Source organism: Kitasatospora sp. NPDC127035 (assembly GCF_042726075.1).
In the GTDB taxonomy this organism is placed as follows: domain Bacteria; phylum Actinomycetota; class Actinomycetes; order Streptomycetales; family Streptomycetaceae; genus Kitasatospora.
Genome location: NZ_JBHXDN010000014.1, coordinates 78,443 through 90,343, shown reverse-complemented (window position 1 = coordinate 90,343; position 11,901 = coordinate 78,443). Strand labels below are relative to the sequence as shown.

Sequence of the window (11,901 nt, the reverse complement as noted above, 5' to 3'; positions counted from 1 at the left end):
GCCGCTGGTGCAGCCGGACCGGACCGGCGCGGGGCAGGGGGAGTCGGCGCGGTGGACGGGGTGGCGGACGGGCCGGTGGGTGGGCCGGTGGACGGGCGGCCGGCGGGCGTGTGGGGGCAGGTGGCGCGGCCCGGGTTCCTCCGGTCGTCGGCGCCTTGGCGGGCGGCGGCGTACCTGCTGACGACCGGGCTGACGGGGCTGCTGCTCTGCGGCGGGCTCCTGGTGGCCGGGGTGGCCGCCGGAGTGCTGGCGGTGCTGCTGGTCGGGTTGCCGCTGCTCGCCGCGCTGGCGTTGGTCGGGCTGCCGGTCGCGGCCTGGGAACGGCGGTTGGTCCGGCTGGTGGCGGACGCGCCGGTGCCGGATCCGCACCTCGTCCCCGACCGCCCGGGCCTGGCGGCCTGGCTGCGGCTGCGCTACCGCGAGCGGGCGACCTGGCGCGAACTGGGCTTCGCCCTGCTCGCCGCGTGCGTGCTCTGGCCGATCGACCTGACCGTGGCCGGCTTCGCCCTCGCCGTCCCCGGGTACCTGCTGGCCGCACTGCCGATGCTCCTGCTGGACGGCGAGCAGGTGAACGTCCTCAAGCTGTGGCAGGTCCACTCCCCGGTGGTGGCGGGCCTGTTCGGGCTGGCCGGCCTGCTGCTGGCGCCCCTGCTCGGCTATCCGCTGGCGGCGGTGGCCGCAGCCCGCGCGGCGCTGGTGCGACTGGTGCTCGCACCGGGCGGGCAGGACCGTCGGATCGGTGAACTGGTTCGCTCCCGGGCCCGGTTGGTGGACGCCTTCGAGGCGGAGCGGCGCCGGATCGAGCGCGATCTGCACGACGGCGCCCAGCAGCGGTTGGCGGCCCTGCGGATGACGCTCGGCCTGGCCCGGCTGGACGCGCCGCCGGACGGTCCGCTGGCCGCGAGGCTCGCCGAGGCGCACCGGGAGGCGGGAGAAGTGCTCTCCGAGCTCAGGGAGTTGATCAACGGGATCCACCCGCAGGTGCTCACCGACCGGGGTCTGCCGGACGCCTGCGCGGACGCCGGCGACCGCTCGCCGATCCCGGTCACCACCCGCTTCGCGCTGCCCGGGCGGCTGCCGGCGCCGGTCGAGTCGGCCGGTTACTTCGCCGTCGCCGAGGCGCTCGCCAACGTCGCCAAGCACAGCGGCGCGAGCGCGGTGACCGTCGACGGACGGTACGCCGGCGGCCGGTTGACCATCGAGGTGGCGGACGACGGCCGCGGCGGCGCCGACCCGTCGGGCGGCAGCGGGCTGACCGGGCTGGCCGACCGGGTCGCGGTCGTGGACGGCACACTGACGGTGAGCAGTCCGCCCGGCGGACCGACCCTGGTGCGGGTGGAGATCCCCTGCACCCCGGCCCCGTCCGCGGCGCCGGCCGACGGAGGAGCAGGACGATGAACGAGCAGGCAACCGGCGCGCTGAGGATCGTGGTCGCCGAGGACGGGGTGCTGCTGCGCGAGGGGCTGGTCGGCCTGCTGGCCCGGTTCGGGCACGAGGTGGTGGCCGCGGTCGGCGACGCCGAGGCGCTGCGGACCGCGGTCGGCGCGCATGCGCCGGACCTCGTCGTCACCGACGTCCGGATGCCGCCGGGCCAGACCGACGAGGGACTGCGGGCGGCGGTCGCCCTGCGCGAACGCCGCCCGGGACTGCCCGTCCTCGTCCTCAGCCAGTACGTGCAGCACTCGTACGCGGCGGAGCTGCTCGACTCCGGGGACGGCTCGGGCGTCGGCTACCTGCTGAAGGACCGGATCGGCCAGATCGAGGAGTTCGTCGCCGCGGTCGCCACGGTGGCGGCGGGCGGCACGGTGGTCGACCCGGAGGTGGTCCGGCAGCTGCTGCGCCGCCGCCGGGACCCGTTGGAGCGGCTCACCCCGCGCGAGCGGGAGGTGCTGGCGCTGATGGCGGAGGGCCGGTCGAACGCGGCGATCTGCCGGGAGCTGGTGGTGTCGGACGCGGCGGTGGGCAAGCACATCGGCAACATCCTGATGAAGCTGGACCTGCCGCCCGCGGAGGAGTCGCACCGCCGGGTGCTGGCGGTGCTGCGGTTCCTCCGGGGGTGACGGGCCCACCGGGAGGGCGGCCGGGGAGGGCGCCCCGTCCGGTCAGGCTCCCTCCGGGCGGGGGCCCGTCCGGTCAGGCCCCGTCCGGGCGGGGGCCCGGGTCCGGGGCGGGCGAGACGGCCTCGCGCAGCTTCGCGAACTCCGCCGCCAGCGCGTCCAGGGTGTAGTGGGCGTTGAGGCCGCTGGGGTTGGGCAGCACCCAGACCTCGGTCCCGCCGATCGACTCCTCCTGCCGTCCGATCGTCACGGTCCGCCGCCCGAACGCCGTCCGGTACGCGCCGATGCCGAGCACCGCCAGGGCCCGCGGCTCCAGCCGCAGCACCCGGGCGGTGAGCGCGGCGCCGCCCTCGCGCAGCTCCTCGGCGGTGAGCTCGTCCGCCTTGGCGGTGGCGCGCGGGGCGACGTTGGTGATGCCCAGCCCGAGGTCGAGCAGCCGGCGCTGCTCGTCCGGGCTGAACTGGTGCGGGGTGAAGCCCGAGCGGTGCAGCGCGGGCCAGAAGCGGTTCCCCGGACGGGCGAAGTGATGGCCGGTGGCGCCCGACCAGAGACCGGGGTTGATGCCGCAGAACAGCACCCGAAGGCCGTCGGCGGAGACGTCCTCGATGGTGGTGTCACGGGCGGCGGACAGCTGTTCCGCGGTCGGCTTCGTCGGGCGCGCGGGCTTCTCCACGTCGGGCGTCTCGGTCATTCGTCCAGTCTGCCGGTGGTGGCCGGTGCCCCGGCCGCCGGGGCGCCCGCCACCTCTGCCGACGTCCGGGCGGGTGCCGCCGACCCGGCCCCGGCGGTCGCCGGGACCGCCGCGCGGGTCGCCGCCAGGGACCGGGCCCGCCGCCGTGTCCGCAGCCACTGCACGCCGTACACCACCGCCGCCGCGTACGCCCAGCCGACGAAGACGTCCACGATGAAGTGCTCCGCGCCGTACACCAGGGTGAAGGTCATCGCGAGCGGGTACGCGACCAGCAGCATGCGCAGCCGACGGCCGGCCGTCGGCCAGAAGAAGAAGAGCAGCATCGCCGGGTACGCCGAGTGCAGCGAGGGCATCGCGGCGACGTCGTTGGCGAACCGGCTGCCGTTCTCGAAGATCGACCCGGCCCGGGGGAGCCCGCTCTCCGTCAGCACGTCCGACACCACCCGGGTCAGCGCCGGGAGGTGGCCCTCCTGGGAGGCGAGCCACGGGGGGACGGCCGGGTAGAGGATGTACGTCGCGAAGCCGGCGAAGGTCAGCGCGAGGTAGCAGGTGAGCAGGTGCCGGAACCGGTCGTGGCGACGGCGCCAGAGGACCGCGAGCACCACGAAGACCAGGAAGAAGTGCGACATGTAGACGGCGACCGCCGCGTAGTCGTACCAGTGCGGCGAGCCGGGTGTGTACAGCCCGTGCTGGAGCCGGACGGTCAGGGTCTCACCCAGGCCGATCAGTTCGTCGGCCCGCTGCTGCGGCCACAGGTACGGGCCCCACGGGGTGTGCGCGCCGTAGCCCCGCAGCAGCGAGTACGTCCAGACGACGGCCATCACCGGCACCCAGTCGCGCAGCACGAGCAGGAAGCCGCGCGGGCCGTGGCCGCTGTGCACGGCGGCGGCCAGCAGCGCGCCGATCAGCCAGAGGAACACCACGTCGTTGGAGTACGGCAGCCCGTAGGCGCGGACGTACCAGAGGAGGGCGAGCAGGTAGAGCGGCCACGCCAGCAGCCGGATCCGGGACAGGGCACCGGAGCGGGCGCCGTTCCGGGTGCCGGTCGCCGGGCGTAGCCGCCCGGCGCTCGCGGGAGGGGACGGCGGCGCCGGTCGCAGCATTCTGGTCATGCCGGTCGAAGCTAGCAAGGCATTCTTGGAGAACTCTCGGTGCGAACGGCCGTCCTTTCAGGTAGACCTCAGAAATGCCCCGTGCGGCGGAACGGCGGGCCCGCGGAGCGGGGTCCCGGTCGTTCGGGTGTTCGTGCACCCGGCCCTTCTGGCGCACGGGTGTTCGGTGGCGGGGGTGCGAGGGCGGTCCGGGGTCGGGGCGGTCGGGAGCCCCGGGGCTTCGGAGGTTCGAGGCCCCGGAGGTTCAGGACACGATGCCCAGCTCGTGCGGGGTGTTGTTGAACCGCCGCCCGGCCTGCTCGGTGACCGTCACGATGTCCTCGATCCGCACCCCGAACCGGCCCGGCAGGTAGACGCCCGGCTCGATCGAGAAGCACATGCCGGGGACGAGCGGCTGCTCCTCGCCCTCGACCAGGTACGGCGGCTCGTGCGTGGTGATCCCGATGCCGTGGCCGGTGCGGTGGATGAAGTACTCGCCGTACCCGGCCTCGGTGATGACCCGTCGGGCGATCCGGTCGATCTCCTGGCAGCTCACCCCGGGCCGGACCGCCTCGAACGCCGTCTGCTGCGCCTCCCGGACGACGTCGTGGACCTTCCGCACCTCGGCCGGGACGTCGGTGCCGAGATGCACGGTCCGGGTGGTGTCGGAGCCGTAGCCGTCCTTGAGACCGCCGAAGTCCAGCACGACGGTGTCACCGGACTCGATGACCCGGTCACCGGCCTCGTGGTGCGGGTCGGCGCCGTTCGGGCCGGAGCCGACCACGGTGAAGTCGACCTGGCTGTGCCCGTACTGGATGAGCAGCGCGCTGAGGTCGGCGGCCACGTCGGTCTCCCGGCGCCCGGCGAACTCGACCTCCAGGATGCCCCGGTAGGCGGCGTCGGCGGCGCCGCCGGCCGCGGCGAGGCGCTCCAGCTCGTCCGGGCCCTTGACGGCGCGCAGCATCGGCAGGGTCTCGGTGAGCGAGGTCCAGCCGGTGCCGGGCAGGGCGGCCTGGAGGCCGAGCAGGTGCATGGCCCAGGCGTTGTCGGAGATGCCGTACCGGCCCGCCCGGTCGAGCAGCGGGGCGGCGGTGGCGTACGGGTCCTGGCCGTCCGTCCAGTCGAGCAGCCGGACGGCGGGGGCGCCGGCCGCCTTCTCGGCGTCGGGGCGTTCCAGCACGGGGACGATCAGGGCGGGCTCGTGCCCGGCGCCGAGGACGAGGGCGGTCAGGCGTTCGGTGATCGCGGTGGGCTGGTACCCGGTCAGGTAGACGAGGTCGGGGCCGGGGGCGACGACCAGGCCGGCCAGCCCGGCGGCGGTGGCGGCCGAGGCCGCCCGGTCGAGGCGGGCTCGGTAGTCCTCGGTGGTGAAGGGTCGGGGCATGCGAGGTCTCCTGGTGGGGGCGAGCGCTCCGGGGCGGTCGGAGCCCGGGCGGTCGATGTCCGGGGGTGCGATGTCCGGGGGCCGATGTCCGGGGGGTGCGGTGTCCGGCCGGGGCTCGACCGCCCGGGCCGGCGTCAACTCCGTTACGGCCTGGGCGAGTCGGCGTAGTGCTTGAGGAACAGCGCCTCCACGTGCGCCATGTGCTCGATCTCGCCGGGGTCGACGCTCTCGTTGGGCGCGTGGATCAGGCAGCGCGGCTCCTCGACGCCCATCAGGATGATCTCCGACTCCGGGAAGGTCCTGGCGAACACGTTGCAGAGCGGGATCGAGCCGCCCTGGCCGAGGAAGGAGAGCGGTCGTCCGTAGACCTCCTGCGCGGCCTTGTCGAGCGCCGCGTACGCGGGCCCGCCGGTGGCGGCCCGGAACGGCGAACCGGTGCTCTCCGGGGCCACCTCGACGTGCACGCCCCAGGGCGCGGCGGCCTTCAGGTGCGCGACGAGGGCCTCCTGCGCGGCCTGCGGGTCCGTACCGGGCGGGACGCGGAGGCTGACCCGAGCCCGGGCGGTCGCCGGGACGGCGGCGGCGGAGCCGACCACGGGCGGGCAGTCGATGCCGAGCACGGTGACGGCCGGGCGGGCCCAGAGCCGGTCGGCGACGCTGCCGGAACCGGTCAGCCGGACGCCGTCCAGGACTCCCGCGTCGGTGCGGAACTGCTGCTCGTCGTAGCCGACGCCGCTCCAGCCACCGGTGCTGTCCAGGCCGTCGATCCGCGTGCCGCCCTCGGCGTCGCGCAGCGTGTCGAGGACGCGGATCAGCGCGGCCAGCGCGTCCGGGGCCGGACCGCCGAACATGCCGGAGTGCACGTCGCCCTTGAGCGTGGCGACCGTGACCACCACGTTGGTGAGGCCGCGCAGCGAGGTGGTGGCGGTGGGCACGCCGACCGACGCGTTGCCGGTGTCGCAGACCAGCAGGGCGTCGGCGTGCAACTCGCCCGCGTGCGGCGGCACGTAGGCCTCCAGGCCGCCGGTGCCCTGCTCCTCGGACCCCTCGACGACCAGCTTGATGCCGACCGGGAGGTCGTCGCCGAGCGCCCGCAGCGCGGTGAGGTGCATGACGATGTTGCCCTTGCAGTCGGCGGTGCCGCGCCCGTACCAGCGGCCCTCGCGCTCGGTCAGCTCGAACGGCGGGGAGGTCCAGGCGGCGTCGTCGAGCGGGGGCTGGACGTCGTAGTGGCTGTAGAGCAGGACGGTCGGTGCGCCGGGCGGGGGCGGACGGTGGCCGACCACGGCGTGGCTCCCGTCCGGGGTCTCCTCCAGGTGGACGTCGCGCAGTCCGGCTTCACCGAAGGCGGCGGCGACCCACTCGGCGGCCTGGCGGCACTTCTCCGGCGGGTACTGGCGGGGGTCGGCGACGGAGGGGATGGCGACCAGTTCGGCCAGGTCGGCCTTGGCGCGGGGCATCAGGGCGGCGATCCGGCCGGCGAGTTCGTCGGTCATGGGTTCGGCTCCTTCCGGGGCAGGTGGGGCGGCCGGCTGTCGGGTCCGGCCGGCTGTCGGGTCCGGTCGGGTGCCGGCGGGTCGGTTGCCGGTTGCCGGCGGCTCAGGTGCGCGGCTCAGGTGCCGGCGGGTCGGTGGCCGGCGCTGTCGGGCGTCAGTTGCGCACGGTGTCGTGGAGCTTGAGGTCGTCGATCTTGTCCTTGATGGCGGAGAGCTTGTCCGGGCAGTAGACCGAGAGCACGATCGTCTCGGCGAGGATCACCTCGCGGTCGGAGAGCACCGGACGCTGGCCGGGGCCGCCCGCGCCGTTGGACATGCCGTGCTTCCACTGCGCCTGCGTCAGCGAGTCGGCCGGGTCCTGGCAGACGGCGCCGCCGTCCTCGCCGAGGGTGTGCACGATCTGGCTCTGGGAGGGCACCGGGTAGCCGGCCGCGCCGAGTGCCTCGGAGAGCTGTTGGGCCTTGCGGTTGGCCTCGTTGGTGGAACGCAGCTGGGAGTAGGTCAGGAGGCCGGTGACCAGCATGGCGACCAGGAGGACGATCGCGCCGATGTAGATCCAGCGGTGCTGGGAGGCCATCAGGCTGCGGGTCATGACGCACCTCCGGGGGTACCGCCGGTACCGGGTCCGTCTGGTCCGCCGTGGGGTCCGGTGCCGGGTCCGCCCGGCCCGCCGTCGGGTCCGGTGCCGGGTCCGTCGGGTCCGCGGGGGTCGTCGTGGGTGCTGCCGGGGCCGACGTGGTCCGCCGGTCCGCCGTCGTGGGGCCGGTTGCCGGCCGACCTCTCGGCGGTCGACCGTTCGGCGGAGGACCTCTCGGCGGCCTCCACCTCGGCGAGTTCCGCCTGCGCGTCGGGCGAGCGCCACTCGGGCTTGCGCAGCCGCAGGAACAGGTACGGGATCACCAGCCCGAGCAGGGCCAGACCGCCGCCGACGATCACCACGTACGACCAGACCGAGCCGCTGCCGAACTGCGAGGAGGGGACGAAACCGATCGCCATCGCGGCGGCCGAGGCGATCAGGCCCGTCACCGCGATCGGCACCAGCGCCGGCGCGCGGTAGCCGCGCGGGTGGTCGGGCTGGGTGCGGCGCAGCCGGATCGCGGCGGTGAACATCAGCAGGTAGACGATCAGGTACACCTGCGTGGTGATCACCGAGAAGATCCAGTAGGCACTGGAGACGTTCGGGATCAGCGCGTACGCGAGGGCGATGACGGTGGTGACCACACCCTGGGTGACCAGCAGGTTCTGCTGGACCCCCTCCCCGTTGAGCCGCTGCAGGAACGGCGGCAGGTAGCCCTCCTGCCGGGAGATCATCAGCAGGCCCTTGGACGGTCCGGCCAGCCAGGTGAGCATGCCGCCGAGCGAGGCGGAGACCAGCGCCACCGCGATCACCGGGGTGAGCCAGCCGATGTGGAAGTACTGGAAGAACGAGTCGAAGGCCTGCATCACGCCCGCGGTCAGGCTGAGCTCGCTGGACGGCACCACCCAGCTGATCGCCAGCGCCGGCAGGATGAAGATCGCCAGCACCATCCCGGAGGAGGTGAACATCGCCCGCGGGAACTCCTTGGCCGGGTCGCGGAGCGAGGAGACGTGCACCGCGTTCATCTCCATGCCGGAGTAGCTGAGGAAGTTGTTGACGATCAGCACCAGGCTGGCCAGACCGGTCCACTGCGGGAACAGGTGCGCGGCGTTCATCGGCGCGGCGGAGGGGTTGCCCTGGCCGAGGAAGACCAGACCGAGCACCACCAGCAGCACGCCGGGGATCAGCGTGCCGATCACCAGGCCCATCGAGGAGAGGCCGGCCACGGCCTTGGTGCCGCGCGATGAGACCCAGACGCCGGTCCAGTACAGCACCATGATCACGATCGCGGTGTACAGGCCGTTGCTGGCGAGCGCCGGGTTGACCACGTAGGCGATGGTCGACGCCACGTACGCGAGCAGGGACGGGTAGTAGAAGATCGTCATCGCGAACTGGCACCAGACGGCCAGGAAGCCGAGCGGCTTCGACAGGCCCTCCGACACCCAGCGGTAGACACCGCCCTCCCAGCCGGACGCCAGCTCGGCGGAGACCAGCGCGGTCGGGAGCAGGAAGACGACCGCCGGGAGGAGGTAGAGGAAGACGCACGCGAGGCCGTAGACCGCCATCGTCGGGGCGGAGCGGAGGCTGGCCACCGAGCTGGTCGTCATCAGGGCGAGCGTCAGCCAGGACATCCGGGGCGCGCTCGCGAGCCTGGTCGCGACCGCGCCGGTGCGCTGCCGGGTGGCCGGGCCGGTGCCGGCGCCTCCGGGACCCGCTCCGCCCGGTCCCGTTCCTCCCGGCCCGCCCGTACCGGGACTGCCACGACCGGACGAGGGCACGTCCATGGAACTCATCAGTCCTCCTCGGGGCCCGGCGGGTCTGGTTCGGCGGGCCTGGTCCAGCAGCCCGCCCCGGGGATGGCCCCGGGGCGGGCCGTACCCGGCCAGTTCACCCGGTTGCCGGTGACGCCGCATGCGGCGTGCACCCGCACGGGTGATCGACTCTCAGGGGTGGGCGGAGGAGTGCGGCCGGCCCGCCGTCCGGTTTTCGGGTCGGCGGACCGGTGGGGCGGTGTACCGGTGGCCGGTGTACCGGTGGTCGGGCGAGGCGGTGGACCGGCGGGCGGGGCGGGGGTCGCCGGGACCGGCACCCTGGCCACCGCGAGCAGTAGCACGCCGGGGCCCGCCAGCCGGTGCAGCCGGCCCACCAGGAACGCGCCGGCCAGTGCCCCGACGGCCTACCCGGCCGGCGCCGGCCCGATCCCGCCGCTCGACGTACCCTGCCCGCGCGGGATCACCATCACCGGGGCGGCAACATCGGGGTGGCCGCCACGTCGAGGACCAGGACGACGGCGAGGGCGGAGGAAGGCGTTGGCGGCGAGGAAGCGGAAGCCGGCGAGGGCACCGCCGTCCTTCTCCGGGGAGTCCTGCGCCGGGGGGCTCGCGTCCGCCGCTCCCGGGCGGTTCGGGAACCGGACCAGCAGGGCCGAGGCCAGCGCGAGCAGCGAGGCGAGCGCCGTCCCGATGTACGGTGCGCCCCGGCCGGGCCCGAACAGTGCCCCCGCCGGCGGCGGCCCGACCGGCCCCGCGCCGCTCATCCGCGCCTCGTCCTGCGCCGGCGCCTGCCTCAGTTGCTAGGGCGGGACGACCGAGCGCACCGCGAGCAGCCGGACCGGACCGCTGTACGCGACGGTCGCGCCGATCACGACGGCCACCGGACAGGGTGTGGACGAGGGTCGGCCGGTCCAGGGCCATCGCCGGCGGGACGCTCGCGGAGGCGAGCAGCCGGGTGCCGTCGGCGGCGATCAGGATCCGCCGGCGGTCGTACCGGTCGGCGACCGCGCCGCCGTGGACCCGAGGACGACGGCGGTGCCGATCCGGAGAGGGCGACTTCTCCACCCCGCAGGAGGGCTCGGTCGGCCTCCCCGGGCTGTTCTCGCACGTCACGCTGCGGCTCAGCCCCGAGCGGCTGGTCCGGCTCCGGGCCCAACTCAAGCACGTGTTCGCCGAGTTGCACGCCGAAGGGCAGAGCGCGTCGGCGGATGCGGTGGAGGTGGCCGTCTTCGCCCTGCTGTACGGGGTCCGGCCGGACGCAGCCGTCCCGGCCGGGACGGCCGATCCGCCGGAGGCCGCCGGTCCCCCGCCGGCCGGCTCTCGAAGCGGTACCCGGCCGGGCACGGAATCGTAAACGCCGGGCGCACTGTCAGTGCCATGGTTCAGGATGACTGAATGTCATACGAACTTCAGGCGCTGATCGGCTCGGCGGAGCTGGTCGCAGTGGCGGCCGCCGAGGTTCCGGCGGCCCGCCCCCGACCGCTGGCCCAGGGGTTGGCGATGATCCCGGCGACACCAGCCTTCCTGGCCTCGCTGCGACTCGGCGGGCAGGAGTCGGCGACCACCGGAGCCGTCGGCTTCGCCTGGTTCCCGGACGGCCTCGAACGCAGGCTCGCCGCCTGGTCCAAGGCCGGCCCGATCGCCTGCGTCGAGGCGAACTTCTTCGGCGGCACCGGCACCCAGCGCGCCGCCGTCTGGGCCGACGGCCGGCTCGACCTCGGCCCGCTCGCCGGTGGCGAGTTCGAACCCACGCCGCCCGAGGGCAGTCCGATCTCCCGCGTCCTGCGCAGGCTCGGGGCCCGGGTGGAGGACGCCGCCCACCGCGACGAGTTCGACGCCGTCGGCCTCGGCGAGCACCGCAGCACGGCCTCCTGGGCGTCGGCCCGCTGACCCGTCACCCCGGGGAGCGGTCGGCGCCGACCGCCTGACGGCGTGTCGCCGCCGGTCGCCGCGTGTCGTGCACCGTTCGGCGTACACGCGGTGGCTGGGCCAACTGGCCTGCCCCACGGTGTGAATCAGGCATTTCGCCTGATTCGTACCGAGAGGAAAGCATCACCCATGCGTGCCACCTGGATGGCCACCGCGCTGACCGCAGCCCTTGTGCTGGCTCCGGTCGCCACGGCGACCTCCGCCACCGCCGCCGGCAACGGAGCCGCGGTCGCCCCCGCCCACGTCAGCACCTTCGCGGTCCCCGTCGACCTCCCCCTGCCCGTCCCGGCCGCCCCCGCGGTGCCCGGTGCGGAGGCCCTCCCGTCCCTGCCGGATCTCTCGACGCTGTTCGCCCTGCCGGCCATCCCGGCGGCCCCGGCGGCCCCGGTCGCTCCTGCCGTCCCGGCCGCTCCCGCGGTCCCCGATCCGACGGCCGCCCTCGGTGGAGTCCTCCAGTTGGTCGACGGCCTGCTCTCGACCGTCGCTCCGCTGCTCGGGGCGCCCGACCTCGGGCCCCTCCAGCAACTCCTCGCCTCGCTGGAGGCGACTGTTCAGGCCCTGATCGGCCAACTGCCCGCACCCCCACCGGTGACGGCCCCCGTCCCGCCCCCGACCGTCGACCCCCCGGCGACCCCGACCGTCCCGCCGGCGGACCAACTGGCCTTCCTCAAGGCCCAGGCGCAGGCCCAGGTCCAGGCCCTCCTCCAGGCCCGCCCCCTGCCCGGTGTCGCCGCTCCCCACTGACGGCGCCCGCCCGCACGACGGCGGCCCCGGGGGGGGGGGGCGGGCGGGCCCCCGGGGGGGGGGGTGGGGGCGGCGGGCGGGGGTGCGGGGGCTTCCGCGGGGGGGTCGGAAACCGGGGCAGCCGGGGGGCCGGCAGCCGGGGTGGCCGGGGCGTCCGACC

At 74.9% G+C, this 11,901-nt stretch carries 12 protein-coding genes; 5 read left to right on the top strand and 7 right to left on the bottom strand.

Going from position 1 to position 11,901, the window contains the following annotated elements:
- Positions 1-60 precede the first annotated feature (60 nt).
- Together ACFWIC_RS12450 and ACFWIC_RS12445 are read left to right on the top strand one after the other, a co-directional pair.
- Positions 61-1,398 carry a sensor domain-containing protein gene (locus tag ACFWIC_RS12450; protein WP_380518218.1) on the top strand — a complete coding sequence of 446 codons (1,338 nt, stop codon included), beginning with the start codon at positions 61-63 and terminating at the stop codon, positions 1,396-1,398.
- Positions 1,395-2,060 carry a response regulator transcription factor gene (locus ACFWIC_RS12445; protein ID WP_329950344.1) on the top strand — a complete coding sequence of 222 codons (666 nt, stop codon included), beginning with the start codon at positions 1,395-1,397 and terminating at the stop codon, positions 2,058-2,060. The genes ACFWIC_RS12450 and ACFWIC_RS12445 overlap by 4 nt, the downstream gene beginning before the upstream one ends.
- 73 nt (positions 2,061-2,133) lie before the next feature.
- On the opposite strand, the gene mug is transcribed toward ACFWIC_RS12445, so the two are convergent.
- The 7 genes from mug to ACFWIC_RS12410 form a co-directional block, all read right to left on the bottom strand.
- Positions 2,134-2,748 carry a G/U mismatch-specific DNA glycosylase gene (gene mug, locus ACFWIC_RS12440; RefSeq protein ID WP_380518126.1) on the bottom strand — a complete coding sequence of 205 codons (615 nt, stop codon included), beginning with the start codon at positions 2,746-2,748 and terminating at the stop codon, positions 2,134-2,136.
- Positions 2,745-3,860, bottom strand: a complete 1,116-nt coding sequence (locus tag ACFWIC_RS12435; protein WP_380353512.1) for a phosphatase PAP2 family protein — start codon at positions 3,858-3,860, stop codon at positions 2,745-2,747. The genes mug and ACFWIC_RS12435 overlap by 4 nt, the downstream gene beginning before the upstream one ends.
- Positions 3,861-4,104: 244 nt before the next feature.
- Positions 4,105-5,223, bottom strand: coding sequence for an aminopeptidase P family protein (locus ACFWIC_RS12430; RefSeq protein ID WP_329885447.1), 1,119 nt, complete (start codon positions 5,221-5,223; stop codon positions 4,105-4,107).
- A gap of 143 nt (positions 5,224-5,366) precedes the next feature.
- Positions 5,367-6,719, bottom strand: coding sequence for a dipeptidase (locus tag ACFWIC_RS12425; protein ID WP_329950347.1), 1,353 nt, complete (start codon positions 6,717-6,719; stop codon positions 5,367-5,369).
- Positions 6,720-6,873: 154 nt separating this feature from the next.
- Positions 6,874-7,311, bottom strand: coding sequence for a hypothetical protein (locus ACFWIC_RS12420; RefSeq protein WP_329950348.1), 438 nt, complete (start codon positions 7,309-7,311; stop codon positions 6,874-6,876).
- Complete coding sequence (locus ACFWIC_RS12415) at positions 7,308-9,089, bottom strand: APC family permease (RefSeq protein ID WP_380518121.1); 1,782 nt, start codon at positions 9,087-9,089, stop codon at positions 7,308-7,310. The genes ACFWIC_RS12420 and ACFWIC_RS12415 overlap by 4 nt, the downstream gene beginning before the upstream one ends.
- A 383-nt stretch (positions 9,090-9,472) precedes the next feature.
- A complete protein-coding gene (locus ACFWIC_RS12410; protein ID WP_380518118.1) occupies positions 9,473-9,832 on the bottom strand; it encodes a hypothetical protein in 360 nt (119 codons plus the stop codon).
- A 125-nt stretch (positions 9,833-9,957) separates the two neighbouring features.
- On the opposite strand from ACFWIC_RS12410, the gene ACFWIC_RS12405 reads away from it, so the two are divergent.
- The 3 genes from ACFWIC_RS12405 (at position 9,958) to ACFWIC_RS12395 (ending at position 11,741) form a co-directional block, all read left to right on the top strand.
- A complete protein-coding gene (locus ACFWIC_RS12405) occupies positions 9,958-10,422 on the top strand; it encodes a hypothetical protein (RefSeq protein WP_380518115.1) in 465 nt (154 codons plus the stop codon).
- A 41-nt stretch (positions 10,423-10,463) separates the two neighbouring features.
- A complete protein-coding gene (locus ACFWIC_RS12400; RefSeq protein WP_329950351.1) occupies positions 10,464-10,958 on the top strand; it encodes a hypothetical protein in 495 nt (164 codons plus the stop codon).
- Positions 10,959-11,126: 168 nt separating this feature from the next.
- Positions 11,127-11,741: a hypothetical protein gene (locus ACFWIC_RS12395; RefSeq protein ID WP_380518112.1), complete on the top strand. Its 615-nt coding sequence runs from the start codon at positions 11,127-11,129 to the stop codon at positions 11,739-11,741.
- Positions 11,742-11,901: the final 160 nt, after the last annotated feature.

Bases quoted from the DNA above. Each gene is read 5' to 3' on its own strand.
- ACFWIC_RS12445 (WP_329950344.1), top strand. From the start codon at position 1,395: ATGAACGAGCAGGCAACCGGCGCGCTGAGGATCGTGGTCGCCGAGGAC.
- mug (WP_380518126.1), bottom strand. From the start codon at position 2,748: ATGACCGAGACGCCCGACGTGGAGAAGCCCGCGCGCCCGACGAAGCCG.
- ACFWIC_RS12435 (WP_380353512.1), bottom strand. From the start codon at position 3,860: ATGACCAGAATGCTGCGACCGGCGCCGCCGTCCCCTCCCGCGAGCGCC.
- ACFWIC_RS12430 (WP_329885447.1), bottom strand. From the start codon at position 5,223: ATGCCCCGACCCTTCACCACCGAGGACTACCGAGCCCGCCTCGACCGG.
- ACFWIC_RS12425 (WP_329950347.1), bottom strand. From the start codon at position 6,719: ATGACCGACGAACTCGCCGGCCGGATCGCCGCCCTGATGCCCCGCGCC.
- ACFWIC_RS12420 (WP_329950348.1), bottom strand. From the start codon at position 7,311: ATGACCCGCAGCCTGATGGCCTCCCAGCACCGCTGGATCTACATCGGC.
- ACFWIC_RS12415 (WP_380518121.1), bottom strand. From the start codon at position 9,089: ATGAGTTCCATGGACGTGCCCTCGTCCGGTCGTGGCAGTCCCGGTACG.
- ACFWIC_RS12410 (WP_380518118.1), bottom strand. From the start codon at position 9,832: ATGAGCGGCGCGGGGCCGGTCGGGCCGCCGCCGGCGGGGGCACTGTTC.
- ACFWIC_RS12400 (WP_329950351.1), top strand. From the start codon at position 10,464: ATGTCATACGAACTTCAGGCGCTGATCGGCTCGGCGGAGCTGGTCGCA.
- ACFWIC_RS12395 (WP_380518112.1), top strand. From the start codon at position 11,127: ATGCGTGCCACCTGGATGGCCACCGCGCTGACCGCAGCCCTTGTGCTG.